Here is a 17837-nt window from a genome sequence, read left to right on the forward strand (position 1 = left end):
ACGTCGCGCTGACCTTCGACGACGGCCCGTCCCCCGCGACCACCGCCCTGCTGGACGACCTCGCCGCCGCCCGGGTGAAGGCGACCTTCTTCGTGGTCGGCGACCAGGCCCGCTGGTTCCCCGACCAGCTGCGGCGCGAGGTCGCCGAGGGTCACGTGATCGGCAACCACACCCTCAGCCACCCCTACCTGGGGACCTCCACGCCCGACCAGGTGCACGACCAACTCCTGGGCGGCGAGGACGAGATCGCCGCGGTCACCGGCACCCGGCCGGTCCTGGTCCGGCCCCCGTACGGCTCCTTCGGCGCGGCGGTGCGCTCCTTCGGCCACCCGCTGGTCCTGTGGGACGTCGACAGCCGGGACTGGCAGCACCACGACCCGGCCCAGGTGCTCAGCCGCGCGGCGGCCGGCCTGCGGGCGGGCTCGATCCTGCTGATGCACGACACCGAGAACCAGGTCTCCACCCTCTCCGCCGTCCCGGAGCTGATCCGCACCCTGCGCGCGGCCGGGTACACCCTGGTCACGGTGCCCGAGCTGTTCGCCCCCGGCACCCTGGCGCCCGGTGGCGCCTACCGCAACCGGGACTCCGCCACCCGACCCGCCGAGCACCCGCAGCCCTGGGACGAGGCGCCGGCGAGCAGCACCCGGGACACCGCCACCGCGGTCGCCGGCACCGCGCTGTGGGAGTACGCCACCGGCGCCGCGAGCGGTCCGGCGCAGGCGGAGCGGGTGGAGGACGGGTTGCGCCCCGGCGAGTGCCGCAACACCCGCCCGCCGCGGGACGACGCCACCGACACCCCCGCCTACGCCCTGCGCAACCTCACCGGCCACCGGATCGAGATGCACGACCGCGCCGACTGCGGTCGCCGCAGCGCCGTCGTGGCGCCCGGCGAGGAGCAGTACGGAGACCTGCGCAGCTTCCGCGTCCTGCCCTAGCCTTTTTCCCGAAGAAGGTCCGGCAGGGACGTCGAAATCCCGGCGGCTGCTTCTACCTGTCCGTGAAAGCCCCCGAACCGGGGACCCAGAGCCCGAGGAGCAGGCCATGAAGTACATGCTGCTGATGCAGTTCAGCGCGACCGGCACCGACTTCGCCCCGATCACCGAGTGGACGCCGCAGGAGATCCAGGCGCACATCCGGTTCATGAAGGACACCAACACCGAACTGGCCGCCGCCGGTGAACTGGTCGACGCCCAGGGGCTGGCGATGCCGGCCACCGCGAAGATCGTCCGCTCGCACGCCGGCGGGGCGCCGCTGATCACCGAGGGTCCCTTCGCGGAGACCAAGGAGTTCCTGGCCGGCTGGTGGATCGTCGACTGCGAGAGCCCCGAGCGGGCGGTCGAGATCGCCACCCGGGTCTCGGCGGCGCCCGGCCCCAAGGGCGCCCCGCTGAACATGCCGATCGAGGTGCGCGAGGTGATGTCCGCCCCGCCCACCGAGCTGTGACCGGTGCCCACCGACCCCGAGCAGCCGCTCGACGACCTGCTGCGCACCCTCGCGCCGCAGGTCGTCGGGCTGCTCACCCGGCGCCACGGTGACTTCGACGCGGCCGAGGACGCCGTCCAGGAGGCGCTGCTCGCCGCCGCCCTGCAGTGGCCCAGGGAGGGCCGGCCCGACAACCCGCGCGGCTGGCTGATCCAGGTCGCCACCCGCCGGATGATCGAGCAGATCCGCGGCGAGCAGGCCCGGCGCGGACGGGAGGAGCGGGCCGCCCGGCACCTGCCCGCGGACCGCCGCAGCGCACCGGCGGCCGACGAGCCGGACCCGGCCGGGCAGGACGACACGCTGACCCTGCTCTTCCTCTGCTGCCACCCCTGCCTCTCCCCCGCCTCGGCGGTCGCGCTCACCCTGCGCTCGGTCGGCGGCCTGACCACCACCGAGATCGCCCGGGCCTTCCTGGTGCCGGAGGCGACCATGGGCCAGCGGATCAGCCGGGCCAAGCAGCGGATCAAGGCCTCCGGCCTGCCCTTTCGGATGCCGGCCGACGACGAGTGGGCGAGCCGGCTCGACGCGGTGCTGCACGTCCTCTACCTGATCTTCAACGAGGGTTACAGCGCCGCCGTCGGGGCGCGGCTGCAGCGGGTCGAGCTCTCCCACGAGGCGATCCGGCTGGCCCGGGCGGTGCACGCGCTGCTGCCCGACGACAGCGAGGTCACCGGACTGCTGGCGCTGATGCTGCTGAGCCACGCCCGGAGCCCGGCGCGGACCGGCCCGCACGGCGAGCTGGTCCCGCTGGCCGACCAGGACCGGACCCGGTGGGACGGCGCGGCGATCGCCGAGGGGGTGGCGCTGGTCACCGCCGCGCTGCCCCGCGGACCGGTCGGTCCCTACCAGGTGCAGGCCGCCATCGCCGCCGTGCACGACGAGGCGCCGAGGGCCGAGCAGACCGACTGGCCGCAGATCCTCGCCCTGTACGGGGTGCTGGAACACCTCGCGGCCGGCCCCGTCGTCGCCCTCAACCGCGCCGTGGCCGCGTCCATGGTGCACGGTCCGGCCGCCGGGCTGGAGATCCTCGCCGCGCTGGAGGCCGACGGCCGGCTGGCCGGTCACCACCGGGTGCACGTGGTCCGGGCCCACCTGCTGGAGCTCGCCGGCGACCGGGCGGGCGCCGTGCGCAGCCTGCGGGCGGCGGCGGAGCGCACCACCAGCCTGCCGGAGCGCCACTACCTCACGCTGCGCGCAGCGGAGTTGGGCGCGGCGGAGTTGGGCGCGGCGGAGTTGGGCGCGGCGGAGCCGGGTGCGACGGTGCCGGGCGCCTCGCCGGACGGGGGGCCTACGGCCGGTTGAGGTTGAGCGTGCGCGAGAAGTCGTCGCGGCTCTGGGCGGTGCCGCTGCACACGTCGGAGAAGGTGCCCTCGAGCGTGCAGGGCCGGTCCCGGCCCAGCGACCAGAAGGCGAGCAGCCGGATGCCCTTCGCCTTGGCGAAGGCGGCCAGGTCGGCGGCGTCGGCGGTGGTGAAGACCTCGTTGACGGCGTCGTTGACGCCGATCATCACCGTGTTCCCCTCCATCGCCCAGAGCTGGTCGGAGGTGCGGTCCGGCCAGAGCCGGCCGAGCTGGCCGTGCGCGCCGTTCGCCGCACTGATCGCGGCGTCGCCCATGTCGAGGTCGGGGCCGTAGTCCATCGTCATGAGGTTGACCACGTCGACGTCGAGCCGGTGCTGGCGGGCGTTGGTCAGCACCGCGAGCGCGTTGGCGGACAGCCCCCAGGGGTTGACCGGCAGCGTGTACTGCACGGCGAGCTCGTGCCCGGCCGCCGCGTACTCCCGCTGCAGCTCGGCGAGCGCCTGGTTGCGGCGGTCCACGGAGTGCTCGTCGTCCAGGGCGGCGCCCTCGATGTCGAAGTCGATCCTGGTCAGGCCGAAGGTCTCCACCACCTGCCGGTAGGCGGCCTTCAGTGACTCCACCGTGCCGCAGGCCAGGGCCAGTTCGCGCCCGGCACTGCCGCCGAAGGAGACCGCCACGTCACCGCCGGCCGCCCGCAGCTCGCCGACGGCCGCGAGCCACTCCGGATCCCGCAGCGCGATCGTGCCGTCGAAGGCGCCGGTGCAGCCGCCGTCGCTGATCACGAAGGCGAGGGTGAAGTAGCGCAGGCCCGCGGCCTCGCGGGCCCGTGCCAGCGCCGACGGCGAGCCCCAGGTCTCCACGTACGGTGCGGTGAAGTGGGCCGGGAAGCCGGAGTGCGGGGCGGCGGCGGCCGGGGGCGGTGCCGGTGCCGGCTTCGGCATCAGGGCCGGGCCCAGGCCCGGCAGCGGCATGCTGTGCACCCGCGACGACCGGGCGGGGGCGGCGAGGGCGGCCCGGCCGGCGAGCGGCACCGGCGCACCGGGCCGGCTGACGGGCCGGGCGGCGGACCGGGTGACGGCCGCGACGGCGGGCGGGTGGACCGGCCCCGTGAACGGCAGGGCGGCGGTCAGGCTGAGCGGCATGAGCAGGGCGCTCAGGTGAAGGAGGCTGGGCACGACGTCTCTCCTGATCGGACCTGGGCCTGGGCCCTGTCGCAGGTCGGGCCTCCTCACGATCTCCCACCGGGGCGCCGCGGCGGCGCAGGCGGCGGCGCGCATTCGAGCGTACTTGTCAGAAAATACGCCGGATCAGTGTCGGTGACTCCGCGTCACGAGGGCTCCGCCCGGAAGGTTTGCTCGGCCAGCACGGGTGCGAGCAGGGCCTCGACGTCGTCGGCCGACAGCGCCCGCAGCGCCCGGGCGGCCAGCCGGCCCTGCCGGTCGATCACCAGCGTGCACGGCAGGCTCTGCGGGTTGAGGCTCCCCTTGGGGAACCTGAGCACCTGGCTGCCGTCCGGGTCGTAGAGGCTCGGGTAGGTCAGCCCGTGCGTCTGCTCGAAGCGGCGCGCGTTGACGGCTTCGGGCTCCGCCGTGTTGATGCCGACGAACTGGACGCCCTGCCCCTGGTGCCGGCGGAAGACCTCCTCCAGGCCGGCGGCCTCGGCGCGGCAGCCCGAGCACCAGGAACTCCAGACGTTCACCACGACGACCTGGCCGCGGAAGTCGGCCAGCGCGAGGGGCCGGTCCTGAAGGTCCTTGCCGCTCACCGCCGGAGCCGGCCGGCGCACGTCCAGCGGCACCGTGTCGAGGCCGGACCGCCCCGCGACGAAGCCACCCCCGCCGCCGGCCCCGGAGGCGGCCGCCTCGCAGCCGGCGAGCGCCGGCCCCAGGACGAGCGCGAGCGCGAGGGCCGATGCGGCGAGCGGAGCCGGCGGACGGAGGCGGTACGAACCAGGCATGGGCCGAGCTTCGCACAGGATGTGAGGAGGGATCAGAACCGGGTCCCCGCCGCGGGGGAGGCCCGGCGGCCGCCCTCGTCCACGGGCAGGAGCGGCCCTCGGCCCCCGCGCCGATGTGCCGGCCCGGGGCCCGCTGGAACAGTCGGACCCGGCCGCACGTCCCCGCTCCGCCAGGAAAGGCAGAGACCCATGACCGCTCGTTCCGTCCTTCGCCGGCTGCACGGCCGCACCGCGCCCGGCGCGCCCCGCTGGGCCGTCCGGACCGCGTACGCCGTCACCCTGACCACGCTGCCCTCCTGCGTCTGGCGGATCGCGGCCGTCTGCTGCGGGGCGCCGCTGATGCGGCTCCCCGCCACGCCGCAGCAAGGCCACGGCCCGGTCCTGGTCACCGGCACCTGGTACATCTACGCGATCTGCCTGGTCAGCGAGGCGCTGGCCTACCTCGCGGTCGGGCTGGTCGCCGACTGGGGCGAGGTGTGGCCGCGCTGGATCCCCCGGCTGGGCGGGCGCCGGGTGCCGGTGCCCGCGGCCGTCGTCCCGGCGGCCCTGGGCGCCACCGTGCTGACCCTGTTCACCTGGTACACCTTCCTGATGTTCGCCCTGGGCCGGATGATCAACGGCGCCCGGGGCTCGTTCCTGCACCTGGACGGATGGCAGACGGTCGCCTTCGTCGCGGCGTACGGGCCACTGCTGGCCTGGGGACCGCTGCTGGGCCTGCTGACCGTGCACTACCACCGGCGCCGGCGACCGGCGACCCGACGCACGGTCAGTCCCGCGGCCCTGCCGACGCGTCGAGCAGTGCCAGCTCCTCCCCGGTGAGCCGCAGCGCGCCGGCGGCCACGTTCTCCTCCAGGTGGTCCGGGTCGCCGGTGCCGGGGATGGCCAGCACGTGCGGGCCCTGCTGCAGCGTCCAGGCGAGCCTGACCTGGGCGGGCGAGGCGCCGTGCGCCCGCGCGACCGCGTGCACCTGCTCGGACTCGACCCCGGTCACCCCCTCCTCGGCGCCCTCGCCGGCGATCGCGAAGAACGGCACGAACGCCACGCCCTGCTCCCCGCACGCGCGCAGCAGCTCGGCGTGCCGGCGCGCCTCGATCCCGAACCGGTTCTGCACGCAGACCACCGGGGCGATCGCCTGCGCCTGGGCGAGGTGGTCGGCCCGCGCGTTGGACAGGCCCAGCTGGCGGATCAGCCCGGCGTCGCGCAGCTCGGCCAGCGCGCCGAACTCCTCGGCGATCGAGTCGGCGCCGATGATCCGCAGGTTCACCAGGTCGAGGTGGTCGCGGCCCAGCTGGCGCAGGTTCTCCTCGACCTGGCCGCGCAGCTGCTCGGGGCGGGCCCAGGGCAGCCACTGCCCCGACGGGTCCCGGCCCGGGCCGACCTTCGTGGCGATCACCAGGTCGTCGGGGTAGGGGCCCAGCGCCCGGTTGATCAGCTCGTTGGCCGAGCGCAGCGAGGAGAAGTAGAAGGCGGCGGTGTCGATGTGGTTGACGCCGAGCTCGACGGCCCGCCGCAGCACGGCGATCGACCGCTCGCGGTTGCTCGGCGTGCCGAGGTCGAAGGCCGCACTGCCCGTCAGGCGCATCGCGCCGAAGCCGATCCGGTTGACCGTCAGGTCGCCGAGCGTCCAGGTACCGGCGGCCTGCGCGGCGGCGGTCGTTGCGTGCATGCTGAATCCTCCCGTGGGGGTGGTGCCCACCCGTTCGACGTCGGAGTATGCCCGCACGCCGCCCGCCCGCAGAAGGCGTGCGGGAAGCGGTGATCATCACAGCGGAATCGGGAACAGCCGGCCGGCCCGCGGAGTTGGTCCTGGTACCGGGCGAGCGGGAATCGGGCCGCATCCGGGCTGGGCGGCTCCCCTCACTCCCGGGTCCCGGGCCAGTCCAGGACGAGCTGCTGACGGCGCGGCAGCCGGCTGACGATCAGGTCGTAGGAGTCCTCGACCATCTCCCGCAGCAGGGTGTCCGGCACCGTCCCGTCGATGGTCACCGTGTTCCAGTGCCGCTTGTTGAGGTGCCAGCCGCCGGTGATCGCCGGGTGCGCCGCCCGCAGCCGCACGGCCGTCTCCGGGTCGCACTTGAGGCTCACCTTGAACGGCTCGGCGTCCAGCGCGCTCAGCGCGAAGATCTTCCCGCCGACCTTGAAGACCGAGGTCTCCGGACCGAACGGGAAGGTCTCCTCGGCACCGTTGAGAGCGAGCAGGAGGGTTCTGAGTGCGGCGGGCTTCATCGTCATGGGTCCAGTCTGCCGCGCGGTCTCCTGTCCGCCGTCGCGGTCTCCTACGCTCTGAGCCATGGATGCAGTGGACCGCGGGTGGCACGACTACCGGCGCGAGATGTTCGGCGACCCGTACCTGGTCTGGCACGAGGGCGCGGACTTCACCGCGCTGCTGGCCACCACCGGCGCCGAGCGGGAGCGGGCCGCCCGGATGCTGCTGGTGGGGCTGGACGCCCAGGACGCGCTGGCCGCGCAGGGCCTGCGGGAGCTGCGGCTGGTGGCGGCGGCCCCCGAGCTGCGGGCGGCGACGGCCGCCGGGCGGGAGCCGGAGCTGCGGGTGCGCGCGGCGCAGGCGCTGTACGCGCTGACCGGCGAGGCGGGCTGGTCGCGGGTGGTGGCCGCGGTGCTCGACTCGCCGGCGCCGTGGGGGGCGCGGGTCAGCGCGGCCCACGTCCTGCGGGAGTTCGCGCCGACCCCGGAGCTGGTCGACCGCCTGGCCGCGGCGGTCCGGGACCCGGAGTACCTGGTGCGCTACCACGCGGCCGAGACCCTGCTCGGGTACGCCGGGCGCCGGCCCGACCTCGCGCACCACCGGCGGTGGTTCCCCCGGCTGGCCGCACCGGGCGGACAGGCGCCGCCGAGCGAGCAGGACGTCGCCGGCTGGCACGCGATCGCCGCCGAACTGGCCGCCGCCGCGGAGTCGGCCACCGCCGCGGCACCCGCCGACCCGCCGGCGCCCGCCGCTCCCGCGGGGCCATGATGGGGATCATGCACCAGGACCCGCGGGAGGGTCGGCTCAGCCGGATCCAGAGCTACATCCCCTACGTCGGCCTCGCCGTCTCGCTCGTCCTCACGCTGCTGACCGGCCCCTGGCCCGGCGGCTACCCGGCGTTGCTGGGCCTGACCACGCTCGCCGCGCTCTGGCAGTACCTGATGTACGTGCCCAGCGCCGAGGGCGAGCGCCGGCGCACCAAGGCGGTGGTCTTCTACGCCGGACTGCTGGTGCTGATCGGGCTGTTGGTCTGCCTGAGCCCGATGTTCGGGTTCTTCGCCTTCACCGGCTACCTGCACGTCGGGGTGCTGCCGCGCAGGTTGTGGTCGCCGGCGATCGTGGTCACCGCCGCGCTGATGGCCACCACCCAGGTCGGCGGGGTGTGGAGCCTGACCGGCGGCCTGCTGGCGGTCTACTGCGGTCTGGTGCTGGTCAACATCGTGGTCGCCGGCGCGGTCACCTACCAGAGTGTCGAGGAGGACCGCCGCAGCCGCCAACGAGCCCTGGACATCGACGAGTTGGCGCTGGCCAACCAGCGGTTGCGGGAGAGCATGGCGGAGAACGCCGGCCTGCACGCGCAGTTGGTCGCACAGGCCCGCGAGGCGGGCGTGCTGGACGAGCGGCAGCGGATGGCCGGCGAGATCCACGACACCATCGCCCAGGGCCTGACCGGCATCGTCACCCAGCTGGAGGCCGCCGAGCGCTTCGACGACGACCCCGAACGCCGCGCCCGGCACCGCGAGTCGGCCCGCCGGCTGGCCCGCGAGAGCCTCGCCGAGGCCCGCCGCTCGGTGCAGGCGCTGCGGCCCGGACCGCTGGAGCAGGCCCATCTGCCCGAGGCGGTCGCCGACCTGGCCGAGCGGTGGACGCAGACCTCGGGCGTCCCGGTGCGCGTCGAGGTCAGCGGCAGCCCGGTACCGCTCGCCCCGGTGCTGGAGGTGGTGCTCTTCCGGGCGGCCCAGGAGGGGCTGGCCAACATCGCCAAGCACGCCGGCGCCTCCCGGGTCGGGCTGACCCTGACGTACACCCACGAGGTGGTGCTGCTCGACGTGCTGGACGACGGCGCCGGCTTCGACGCCGGTCCCGCGCCCGACGAGGCGGCGGCACCCGACACGGCCGGTCCGAGCGGGATGCCCGTCCCGCTCGGCGCACCCGGCGCACCTGTCACGCCCGTCCCGCTCGGCGCACCCCGCGACCAAGGGAGCCCGGCCGGCCGCGCGGCGGGCCACGAGAGCTACGGCCTGACCGCGATGCGCCAACGGCTGCGCCAGGTCGGCGGGAGGCTCACGATCGAGAGCAGCCCCGGCGAGGGCACCGCGATCAGCGCCCAGGTGCCCTCCCTGCCGCTCCGGCCGCCGGCCGCCGCGGTGCAGAATGGCGTGTGACCATACGCCTGTTGATCGTCGACGACCACCCCATCGTGCGCGACGGCCTGCGCGGAGTCTTCGAGGGGGACCCGGACTTCGAGGTCGTCGGGGAGGCCGCCGACGGCGCGCAGGGCGTCGAGCGGGCGCTGGCGCTGGCCCCGGACGTCGTCCTGATGGACCTGCGGATGCCCGGCACCGGCGGCGTCGAGGCCATCCGCCGGCTGCGCGAACGCGCCCCGCAGGTCCGGGTCCTGGTGCTGACCACCTACGACAGCGACGCCGACGTGCTGCCCGCCGTGGAGGCCGGCGCGACCGGCTACCTGCTCAAGGACGCCCCGCGCGACGAGCTGGTGCGCGCCGTGCGGGCCGCCCACCAGGGGCAGGCGGTGCTCGCGCCGACCGTCGCCCAGAAGCTGCTGGGCCACGTCCGCGCCCCCGCGCCGGCCCCCTGCGAGCTGCTGACGGACCGTGAGCTGGAGGTGCTGCGGCTGGTCGCCGCAGGCACCACCAACCGGGAGGCGGCCAGGCAGCTGTTCATCAGCGAGGCCACCGTCAAGACCCACCTGCTGCACCTGTACGGCAAGCTCGGCGTGCGCGAACGCGCGGCGGCGGTCGCCGCGGCCTACGAGCGCGGCCTGCTCGGCGGCTGACCGCCCCCGGCCACCGGTCGCAGACCGCCCCCGGCCACCCCGGCCGGCGCCGCGCTCACACCCGGCCCCGGCGCGGCCCGCGGTGGCGGCCCAGCAGGCTCAGGCCGCCCGACACGGTGGCCGACAGCCCGATCGCCACGAAGCCCACCGGGAGCACCAGCTCCCCCATCCCGAGCTGCTGCGGGAACACCGCGTGCCCCGGCCTGGCCGCGCTGTAGAGGACCACCACCCGGTCACCGTCGCGCAGTCGCCCGGGCGCGCTGCCCGGCCGGTCGATCACCACCTCGTCGGGCCCGCCGTCGCCCGCCAGGCTGACCCGCATCCGGGAGGGGTCCTGCAGCAGCTCGGGTTTGACGTACTCGGCGTCGGTGATCACCGCAGGGACCCGCGCCGCGCCGCGGAAGTCCCGCCACAGCACGACGTGGTGCAGCACGAAGGCCAGGCCCAGCGCGGCGAGCAGCGGGCCGACCACGAGGGCGACCAGCAGCCGGCGGCTCCCCAGCGGGGAGCGCGTCGCCGAGGACCGCAGCGGTGGGACGTCGGTCCAGCCCTCCACCGTCACCAGATCGTGCGGCATCCCCACCGAAGCCCCCCTCAGTGCTCGTTCGAACGTACCGGCACGGCCGGGGACCCGACGCTAGCAGCTCTCCCATCCGGGGCCCAGCCCCGTCCGAGGGTTTCGCTGCCGCCAAAAAGTGATATCACTATGCTAGGTTCGTGCCTGCGATCAACCAGAGGAGAGGAGCCGGCCCGATGGCCGCTCAGCAGACCCCCGACAGCACCCCGCCCGTCCCCGCCCTGCCCGGCATCGTCGAGATGCCCGCGCCCAAGGTCACCGAACGGCTGATCACCGGCACCGCCGGCCTGCCGATGCTCGGCCTCGGGCTGTTCTCCCTGCTGGCCGGCGCGGGAGTGACCATCACCGGCATCGCCCGGCAGGCCGACGAGGTGACCCCGCTGGGCACCACGCTGGTGGTCCTCGGCCCGCTGCTCGCCCTGACCGCCCTGATCCTGCTGCGCGGCCTGACCGCGGTGGCCCCGGGCCAGGCACGGGTGGTGCAGCTGCTCGGCCGCTACCGCGGCACGATCCGCGCGGACGGCCTGACCTGGGTCAACCCGTTCACCTCGCGCCGGCGGATCTCCACCCGGATCCGCAACCACGAGACCGAGACCGCCAAGGTCAACGACGCCGACGGCAACCCGATCCAGATGGCGGCGGTCGTCGTCTGGCAGGTCGAGGACACCGCGAAGGCCCTCTTCGAGGTGGACGACTTCGTGGAGTTCGTCGCCATCCAGACCGAGACCGCGGTGCGGCACATCGCCAACAGCTACCCCTACGACGCCCACCAGCCGGGGCAGTTGTCGCTGCGCGACAGCGCCGACGAGATCACCCGCACGCTCTCCGCCGAGATCGCCGCCCGGGTCGCCTCGGCGGGCGTCAAGGTGGTCGAGTCGCGGATCACCCGCCTCGCCTACGCCCCCGAGGTCGCCCAGGTGATGCTCCAGCGCCAGCAGGCGGGGGCCGTGGTGGCCGCGCGCCGGTTGATCGTGGAGGGCGCGGTCGGCATGGTGGAACTCGCCCTGGACCGACTCTCCGAGCGCCAGCTCGTCGAGCTCGACGAGGAGCGCAAGGCCGCCATGGTCAGCAACCTCCTGGTCGTGCTCTGCGGCGACCGGGGCACCCAGCCGGTGGTCAACACCGGTTCCCTGTACCAGTAGGAGACCACGCGTGCCGACGGAGCGGAAGAAGATCCTGCTACGCCTGGACCCGGCCGTCCACGACGCGCTGGCGCGCTGGGCCGCGGACGAACTGCGCAGCACCAACGCGCAGATCGAGTTCCTGCTCCGCCGCGCGCTGGCCGACGGCGGCCGGATGCCCGGCGGCGTGGCCAAACAGCCCCGCCGCGGGCGCCCACCCAAGGACCAATCCCCTGATGATTCGCCAGAGTTGTGAGGTAAGCACGCCATGGACCTGCCCGCCGCCCTGCCCGGACGACTCTTCCTGCTCGCCTTCGACCCGGCCCGCGGCCGGCTGACCGACCGCCGCAACCTCGAACTGCTGCTGCGCGCCGCGGCCCTGACCGACCTGCTCCAGCGCGGGCTGCTCGAGGACGTCAACGGCCGCCCGACCGCCGTCGGTTCGCCGCCCGCCGGGCTCGACCCGGTGCTCGCCGGAATCCTCCAGCAGATCACCGAGAGCCGCGCCCGCTCCTGGAAGAGCTGGATCGGGGCCCGCCGCCGCACCACCACCGCGGTGCGCGACCAGCTGGCGGCCGGCGGCTGGATCCGCCTGGAGGAGCGCCAACTACTGGGCCTGTTCAGCACCGTGCGGATCACCGAACACGACGGCCGGTCCCGCAAGGCGCTGGCCGCCGCCGTCTCGACGGCCCTGCGCGGCCCGCTGACCCGGGTCGAACCCGCCGACGCCGCCCTGGTGGCCCTGGCCGACGCGGCCCAACTGACCGCGGTGCTCCCCCGTCGTACCCGCCGCGAACACCGCGAACGGATCAGCACCCTCGCCACCTTTTGCGGCCCCCTGCCCCGCGCCCTGCGCCAGGCCATCACCGCCCGCGACACCGCGGCAGCCACCGGCTGACCACGAAGCGCCACCGACCCATCGGACGGCTCGACTTGATTGACTGACACCCATGACCTCATCAGCATTCGAGACCGCGACCCCCGATCCGATCGGCTACCTCGACCGCCTCGCCGCGACCGACCTGGCCCGCTCCTACAAGGCGCGCATGCTCGACGAACTCGACGTCCGCCCGGGCCAGACGGTGCTCGACCTCGGCTGCGGCCCCGGCACCGATCTCGGCAGTCTCGCCGAGGCCGTGACCGCCACCGGCACGGTGATCGGCATCGACCACGACCAGGCCGCGCTCCGGGCCGCGACCGAGCGGACGGCACACCAGCCCACGGTCACCGTCCAGTTGGCCGATCTGCACGACCTGCCGCTGGCGGACGGGCTGGCCGACGGCGCCCGCACCGACCGGGTGCTGCAACACGTGGCCGACCCCGTCCAGGCACTCCGCGAGATCCACCGGGTGCTGCGGCCGGGCGGTCGGCTCGTCATGGGCGAGCCGGACTGGGAGACCCTGACCATCGATCACCCGGACGGCGAACTGTCGCGCGCCTACACCCGGTACGTGACGGACCAGGTCGTCCGCAACGCCCGCATCGGCCGCGAGCTCCCCCGGCTGGCGGCGGGGGTCGGATTCACGGTGCCGACCGTCCTCCCCGTCACCTCCGTCTTACGCGACGCCCGGACCGCCGACAGGATCCTCGGCCTGGAACGCAACACCCAGCGCGCCGTCGCCGCCGGCTACCTCACCGAAGAGGCGGCCCGGCCATGGCTGGACCACCTCACCCACGGCCCCTTCCTGGCCTCGGTGACCCTCTACGTCGTCGTGGCCGAGTCCTAGCGGCCCGGGCCGGGTTCCGAGCCCTACGTCCTGGCGGCGTTCCGGCGCCACCACGAGCTGTCCCTCACCACCTCGTCCAGAGCCTGCAGTCTCTGCTCGATGTGGACGAGGAACTCGGCCGGCAGCCTGACGCCGTGGTCGAGGACGTAGTGGCCGAGCCCCTCCGGCCAGACGTAGTAGCCGTCGGTGAGGTCCCGGGTGCCGTTGAGGCACGCACAGAGCCTGCACCTCGACGCGCCCATCCAGGAGCGGGCTACCTGACCGTCGTTCAGGTAGCCCGCCACCCACTCCCGTTCCGACTCGTCCCACCCGGCGTCGACGAGATCAGCGGGGTCCGGCAGCGTCCGGTCCGCGGACGTCCCCCAGAAGCCCAGCATCCTGACCGGACGGTCGGCGCCTTCCCGCAACTCGGACATGCCGAGAGGCTTTCACAGCGGGGCGGATGCGTCACCCCGGCCTCGGTCTCGGCCCGCCCGGCACGACGTCCATCCCTCGTCGTTTCGCCCTCTGTGGACTCCGGGCATCGGAGAGGCCGCCCGACCCGGGGGGGTGGACCGGGCAGCCGGCCCGGAGGAGTCGAGCGAGTCCCTCGCGGGCGGCGTCCGGCTCGCCGAGTCACGCCTGCGGGAGCTGGCTGCCGGCGGCACGGTCGAGGTCTACCGATACAGCAGCCTGCCGGTCTGGCGCATCATCAGACTCGATACCACCCTGTACGTCGCCAGCTTCGCCAGTACCTGGGAGGGGCACGAATCCGCCACCTACAAGGTGGTGGCGACACCCCACGGGCCCTTGTATCAGGGGTTCCGCAGGCTGTTTGATTCGATGCTGGCGGACGCACAGCGGGTCATCTGAGGAGGAGACTTTGGCGATCGAGGCCGAGCTGAAGGCGATCGTGCGTGACCCGGAGGCGGTGATGGAGCGCCTGGAAGAGGCGCATGGCCCGGGCCGGCCAGAGGTCTACCGAGACACCTACTACGACACGCCGACCGGCTCGCTCGACCAAGGTGACCGCGAGCTGCGGATCCGCACCGTGCACGCGGCTGACGCCACCCGGACAATGCTCACCTACAAGGGCGCGCGCGTGGACGCGGTCTCCGGGTCGAAGCCGGAGCACGAGACGCGAGTCGAGGATGCCGAGGCAGCTCACGACATCGTGCGCGGGCTCGGGTACGTGCCGGTGATCGCGTTCGAGAAGCATTGCCGGAACTACTCATTCGTCGCTGCCGGCCGGGAGCTGCTGGCGACGCTCGTGCGCGTACCCGAGATCGACGGTACGTTCCTAGAGGTGGAGACGATCGCGGCCGTCGACGGTGACCTGACCGAGGCACTCGCCGTGGTGCGCAAGGTCCTCGCCGACCTCGGGATCGAGGACGGCGACCTCACCATCGAGCTCTACACCGACGCTGTCGCCGCAAGCCGTTGACCCCCGGCGCGACATTTACGCGTCTGCCGGGTCCGGGTCCGGTACCGCCGCGCCCAGCTCTCGCCGCGCGGTCCCAGGCGGCGGGAGCACCGGCGTAGCGCGCCCGTGTCCTCGTCCCGGCGCCGGGAGTGCTCCTCCTGCGCGGCCTGCGCCGCGTTCAGCACGGCGTTCCCGTAATCCAGTTCGGCCACGCGGTCCCGCAGGAGGACCATCTGCGCCGCCAGGCCGGCGATCGTCGTCAGCTCGGTCCGGGCCGGCGGCTTGTCCGCAGCGGCCGCCGACGTGGCCGTGGACTGTATGACGGCGCTTGCGGCCTGAGTTCGAATGGATCTCCATCAGCACTCCAGAGAGGCCGGAGGCGCGACCCAGGGGTCCTAGAGATATGGACCAAAGAAGTGACTGTGCGGCGGAGCCGAAATCGACTCCGCCGCAGCCCAAACACCGTTCCGTCAGCCCCGGGTGGCCATCGCGCGCAGGAAGAACGTCAGGTTGGCCGGGCGCTCCGCGAGGCGGCGCATGAAGTAGCCGTACCACTCGGCACCGTACGGCAGGTACACCCGCATGGTGTTGCCGGCCTGGGCCAGGCGCAGCTGCTCCTCGGGGCGGATGCCGTAGAGCATCTGGTACTCGAAGCTGTCGCGGCTGCGGCCGTTCCACTCGGCCAGCTGGCCGGCGATCTTGATCATGTTGGGGTCGTGCGAGGCGACCATCGGGTAACCCTCGCCCGCCATCAGCACCTTGAGCGCGCGCACGTAGGCCAGGTCGACGTCGCGCTTGCCCTGGAAGGCCACCGACTCGGGCTCCTTGTAGGCGCCCTTGCACAGCCGCACCCGGGAGCCGGCCGCGGCGAACTCCGCGCAGTCGGCCTCGGTGCGCCGCAGGTAGGCCTGCAGCACGACGCCCAGCCACGGGAAGTCGGCACGCAGCTCGCGCGCGATCGACAGCGTGGAGTCGGTGGTGGTGTGGTCCTCCATGTCCAGGGTGACCGTGGTGCCCGCGTCGGCCGCGGCCTCGCAGATCCGCCGGGCGTTCTCCAGCGCGATCTTCTCGCCGTCCAGCGGCAGGAACTGGCCCACCGCCGACAGCTTGACCGAGACCTCGGCGCCGGCCGCGAGGCCGGTCTCCTTCAGCGCGGTCAGCAGGTGCTCGTACGCCTGCGCCGTGCCGGCCGCCTGCTCGGCGTCCTTGGTGTCCTCGCCCAGGTGGTCGAGGGTGACCTTGCGGCCGGTGGCGACCAGGTCGTCGCAGGCGGTCACGGCGTCGTCGAGCTGCTCGCCGGCGACGAAGCGCTCGACTATCGCGTGGGTCGGCGGGAACTTCTCGACCACGGTGCGCACCTGCGGCGAGCGGGAGGCGGCGAGGAGGGCGGAACGGAGCATCGGTACTCCTGGATCACAGGTCTGTGGGGGAAGGGGTGGGGCGGCGGCTGAGGGTGTGGCCGCCGCCCCGGGACATGCGGCTCGGTCAGCCCATGTGGGGGTAGCGGTAGTCGGTCGGCGGGACGAAGGTCTCCTTGATGGAGCGCGTCGAGGTCCAGCGGGCCAGGTTCTGCTTGGCGCCGGCCTTGTCGTTCGTCCCCGAGGCCCGGCCGCCGCCGAAGGGCTGCTGGCCGACGACCGCACCGGTGGGCTTGTCGTTGATGTAGAAGTTGCCGGCCGCGAAGCGCAGCTTGTGCATCGCGTCCTGGGCCGCGGCGCGGTCCTGGGAGATGATCGAACCGGTCAGGCCGTAGGGCGAGACCGACTCCATCTGCGCGAGCATCTCCTCGTACTGGTCGTCCTGGTAGACGTACACGGCGAGGATCGGGCCGAAGTACTCGTCGCGGAAGTACTCGGCGGCCGGGTCGGCGCAGACCAGCACGGTCGGGCGCACGAAGTAGCCCACCGAGTCGTCGTACGTGCCGCCGGCCAGCACCTCGACGGCCGGGTCGGCCTGGGCGCGGTCGATGGCGGCCTTGTTCTTGGCGAAGGACCGCTCGTCGATCACGGCGCTCATGAAGTTCGACAGGTCGGTGACGTCACCCATCGTCAGGCCCTCGACCTCGGCCTGGAACTCGTCCTTCAGGCCGGCCCAGAGCGAGGCGGGGACGTAGGCGCGCGAGAGCGCCGAGCACTTCTGGCCCTGGAACTCGAAGGCGCCGCGGGTCATCGCGGTCTTCAGCACCCTGGGGTCGGCGGAGGGGTGGGCGACCAGGAAGTCCTTGCCGCCGGTCTCGCCGACGATCCGCGGGTAGGTGCGGTAGCCGGCGATGTTGTTGCCGACCTCGCGCCACAGGTGCTGGAAGGTCGGGGTGGAGCCGGTGAAGTGGATGCCGGCCAGCGCCGGGTGCTTGAGCGCGACCTCGGAGACGGCCAGGCCGTCACCGGTCACCATGTTGATGACGCCCTTGGGCAGGCCGGCCTCCTCCAGCAGCTCCATCAGCAGGTGCGCGGAGAACTGCTGGGTGGGGGAAGGCTTCCACAGCACCACGTTGCCCATCAGCGCCGGGGCGGTGGGCAGGTTGCCCGCGATGGCGGTGAAGTTGAACGGGGTGATCGCGTAGACGAAGCCCTCGAGCGGGCGGTGGTCGCTGCGGTTCCAGATGCCGTCGGAGGAGATCGGCTGCTCGGCGATGATCTGCCGGGCGAAGTGCACGTTGAAGCGCAGGAAGTCGATCAGCTCGCAGGAGGAGTCGATCTCGGCCTGCTGCGCGGTCTTGGACTGGCCGAGCATGGTGGCCGCGGCCAGCGTCTCGCGCCAGGGGCCGGCCAGCAGGTCGGCGGCCTTGAGGAAGATCGCGGCACGCGAGTCGAAGGAGAGCGCCTGCCAGGCCGGGGCGGCGGCCAGGGCAGTGTCGATGGCCTCCTGCGCGTCCGCCTGGGTGGCGTTGCGCAGGGTGCCGAGCCGAGCCGCGTGGTTGTGCGGCTGGACGACGTGGATCTCGGCGCCGCCGCCGAGGCGGCGCTCACCGTTGATCGTCATGGTCAGCTGGACGGGCTCCTGGCCCCCCAGCTCCTTCAGCTTGGCCTCCAGGCGGGCCCGTTCCGGGCTGCCGGGGGCGTAGCTGTGGACCGGCTCGTTCACCGGCGCGGGAACCTGGGTCACAGCATCCATGAGCGCGCGCTCTCCTTCGAGTCGTGGGGGGCTGGGCTCCGCGTGGGTCGCACGCGGGCCATGGACGAACGTTAAGCCGCGGGCCGGGCCCACATGGTTGGCCAGGCGGCTAAAGTCATCCCAACGGAGTTGTCCAGGCGCACGAAACGCAGG

The 17837-nt window shown here is 73.5% G+C and carries 21 protein-coding genes; 13 read left to right on the plus strand and 8 right to left on the minus strand.

Annotated features, from left to right (window positions below; all coding sequences use genetic code 11):
* The 3 genes from ABD323_RS01495 to ABD323_RS01505 all read left to right on the plus strand — a co-directional run.
* Nucleotides 1-935, plus strand: a 935-nt coding sequence (locus ABD323_RS01495) for a polysaccharide deacetylase family protein (protein ID WP_344438056.1), incomplete at its 5' end; no start/stop codon positions are given.
* 106 nt (nt 936-1041) lie between these two features.
* Nucleotides 1042-1443 (plus strand): YciI family protein, encoded by a 402-nt coding sequence (locus tag ABD323_RS01500; protein WP_344438058.1) that lies wholly within the window; start codon nt 1042-1044, stop codon nt 1441-1443.
* Between the two features lie 3 nt (nt 1444-1446).
* On the plus strand, nt 1447-2784 hold the full coding sequence (locus ABD323_RS01505; protein WP_344438060.1) for an RNA polymerase sigma factor: 1338 nt from the start codon (nt 1447-1449) through the stop codon (nt 2782-2784).
* On the opposite strand, the gene ABD323_RS01510 is transcribed toward ABD323_RS01505, so the two are convergent.
* A complete protein-coding gene (locus ABD323_RS01510) occupies nt 2771-3958 on the minus strand; it encodes a chitinase (RefSeq protein ID WP_344438062.1) in 1188 nt (395 codons plus the stop codon). The genes ABD323_RS01505 and ABD323_RS01510 overlap by 14 nt on opposite strands.
* Before the next feature lie 152 nt (nt 3959-4110).
* A complete protein-coding gene (locus ABD323_RS01515; protein WP_344438064.1) occupies nt 4111-4740 on the minus strand; it encodes a TlpA family protein disulfide reductase in 630 nt (209 codons plus the stop codon).
* Between the two features lie 189 nt (nt 4741-4929).
* On the opposite strand from ABD323_RS01515, the gene ABD323_RS01520 reads away from it, so the two are divergent.
* Nucleotides 4930-5559 (plus strand): hypothetical protein, encoded by a 630-nt coding sequence (locus ABD323_RS01520; RefSeq protein ID WP_344438066.1) that lies wholly within the window; start codon nt 4930-4932, stop codon nt 5557-5559.
* On the opposite strand, the gene ABD323_RS01525 is transcribed toward ABD323_RS01520, so the two are convergent.
* A complete protein-coding gene (locus ABD323_RS01525; protein ID WP_344438068.1) occupies nt 5507-6406 on the minus strand; it encodes an aldo/keto reductase in 900 nt (299 codons plus the stop codon). The genes ABD323_RS01520 and ABD323_RS01525 overlap by 53 nt on opposite strands.
* A 191-nt stretch (nt 6407-6597) precedes the next feature.
* The gene (locus tag ABD323_RS01530; RefSeq protein ID WP_344438274.1) at nt 6598-6966 is read right to left on the minus strand and encodes an MmcQ/YjbR family DNA-binding protein; all 369 of its coding nucleotides are present in this window, start codon (nt 6964-6966) and stop codon (nt 6598-6600) included.
* 64 nt (nt 6967-7030) lie between these two features.
* Here ABD323_RS01530 and ABD323_RS01535 point away from each other — a divergent pair, with 64 nt between their 5' ends.
* From ABD323_RS01535 to ABD323_RS01545, 3 genes are read left to right on the plus strand one after another with little or no spacing between them, the layout of a single operon-like run.
* Nucleotides 7031-7714: a HEAT repeat domain-containing protein gene (locus tag ABD323_RS01535; protein WP_344438070.1), complete on the plus strand. Its 684-nt coding sequence runs from the start codon at nt 7031-7033 to the stop codon at nt 7712-7714.
* Between the two features lie 8 nt (nt 7715-7722).
* On the plus strand, nt 7723-9111 hold the full coding sequence (locus tag ABD323_RS01540; protein ID WP_344438072.1) for a sensor histidine kinase: 1389 nt from the start codon (nt 7723-7725) through the stop codon (nt 9109-9111).
* Nucleotides 9108-9743 carry a response regulator gene (locus ABD323_RS01545; RefSeq protein WP_344438075.1) on the plus strand — a complete coding sequence of 212 codons (636 nt, stop codon included), beginning with the start codon at nt 9108-9110 and terminating at the stop codon, nt 9741-9743. The genes ABD323_RS01540 and ABD323_RS01545 overlap by 4 nt, the downstream gene beginning before the upstream one ends.
* Nucleotides 9744-9798: 55 nt before the next feature.
* On the opposite strand, the gene ABD323_RS01550 is transcribed toward ABD323_RS01545, so the two are convergent.
* The gene (locus ABD323_RS01550) at nt 9799-10320 is read right to left on the minus strand and encodes a DUF3592 domain-containing protein (protein ID WP_344438077.1); all 522 of its coding nucleotides are present in this window, start codon (nt 10318-10320) and stop codon (nt 9799-9801) included.
* Nucleotides 10321-10496: 176 nt separating this feature from the next.
* Here ABD323_RS01550 and ABD323_RS01555 point away from each other — a divergent pair, with 176 nt between their 5' ends.
* From ABD323_RS01555 to ABD323_RS01570, 4 genes are read left to right on the plus strand one after another with little or no spacing between them, the layout of a single operon-like run.
* Nucleotides 10497-11462 (plus strand): SPFH domain-containing protein, encoded by a 966-nt coding sequence (locus tag ABD323_RS01555; protein WP_425555824.1) that lies wholly within the window; start codon nt 10497-10499, stop codon nt 11460-11462.
* A gap of 10 nt (nt 11463-11472) precedes the next feature.
* Entirely contained in the window at nt 11473-11697 is a 225-nt protein-coding gene (locus ABD323_RS01560) for a type II toxin-antitoxin system antitoxin (RefSeq protein WP_344438079.1), read from the plus strand.
* 12 nt (nt 11698-11709) lie between these two features.
* Nucleotides 11710-12339, plus strand: a complete 630-nt coding sequence (locus ABD323_RS01565) for a GOLPH3/VPS74 family protein (protein WP_344438081.1) — start codon at nt 11710-11712, stop codon at nt 12337-12339.
* A 52-nt stretch (nt 12340-12391) separates the two neighbouring features.
* Nucleotides 12392-13168, plus strand: a complete 777-nt coding sequence (locus ABD323_RS01570; RefSeq protein WP_344438083.1) for a methyltransferase domain-containing protein — start codon at nt 12392-12394, stop codon at nt 13166-13168.
* Nucleotides 13169-13191: 23 nt separating this feature from the next.
* On the opposite strand, the gene ABD323_RS01575 is transcribed toward ABD323_RS01570, so the two are convergent.
* Nucleotides 13192-13584: a hypothetical protein gene (locus tag ABD323_RS01575; RefSeq protein WP_344438085.1), complete on the minus strand. Its 393-nt coding sequence runs from the start codon at nt 13582-13584 to the stop codon at nt 13192-13194.
* 133 nt (nt 13585-13717) lie between these two features.
* On the opposite strand from ABD323_RS01575, the gene ABD323_RS01580 reads away from it, so the two are divergent.
* Together ABD323_RS01580 and cyaB are read left to right on the plus strand one after the other, a co-directional pair.
* Nucleotides 13718-14020 carry a hypothetical protein gene (locus ABD323_RS01580; RefSeq protein WP_344438088.1) on the plus strand — a complete coding sequence of 101 codons (303 nt, stop codon included), beginning with the start codon at nt 13718-13720 and terminating at the stop codon, nt 14018-14020.
* A gap of 10 nt (nt 14021-14030) precedes the next feature.
* On the plus strand, nt 14031-14591 hold the full coding sequence (cyaB, locus tag ABD323_RS01585) for a class IV adenylate cyclase (protein WP_344438090.1): 561 nt from the start codon (nt 14031-14033) through the stop codon (nt 14589-14591).
* Between the two features lie 449 nt (nt 14592-15040).
* Here cyaB and ABD323_RS01590 read toward each other — a convergent pair whose 3' ends face one another.
* Nucleotides 15041-15970 carry a proline dehydrogenase family protein gene (locus ABD323_RS01590; protein ID WP_344438092.1) on the minus strand — a complete coding sequence of 310 codons (930 nt, stop codon included), beginning with the start codon at nt 15968-15970 and terminating at the stop codon, nt 15041-15043.
* Between the two features lie 85 nt (nt 15971-16055).
* Nucleotides 16056-17684 (minus strand): L-glutamate gamma-semialdehyde dehydrogenase, encoded by a 1629-nt coding sequence (pruA, locus tag ABD323_RS01595; protein WP_344438094.1) that lies wholly within the window; start codon nt 17682-17684, stop codon nt 16056-16058.
* Nucleotides 17685-17837: the final 153 nt, after the last annotated feature.

This window comes from Kitasatospora nipponensis (genome assembly GCF_039528135.1).
Lineage (GTDB): Bacteria > Actinomycetota > Actinomycetes > Streptomycetales > Streptomycetaceae > Kitasatospora > Kitasatospora nipponensis.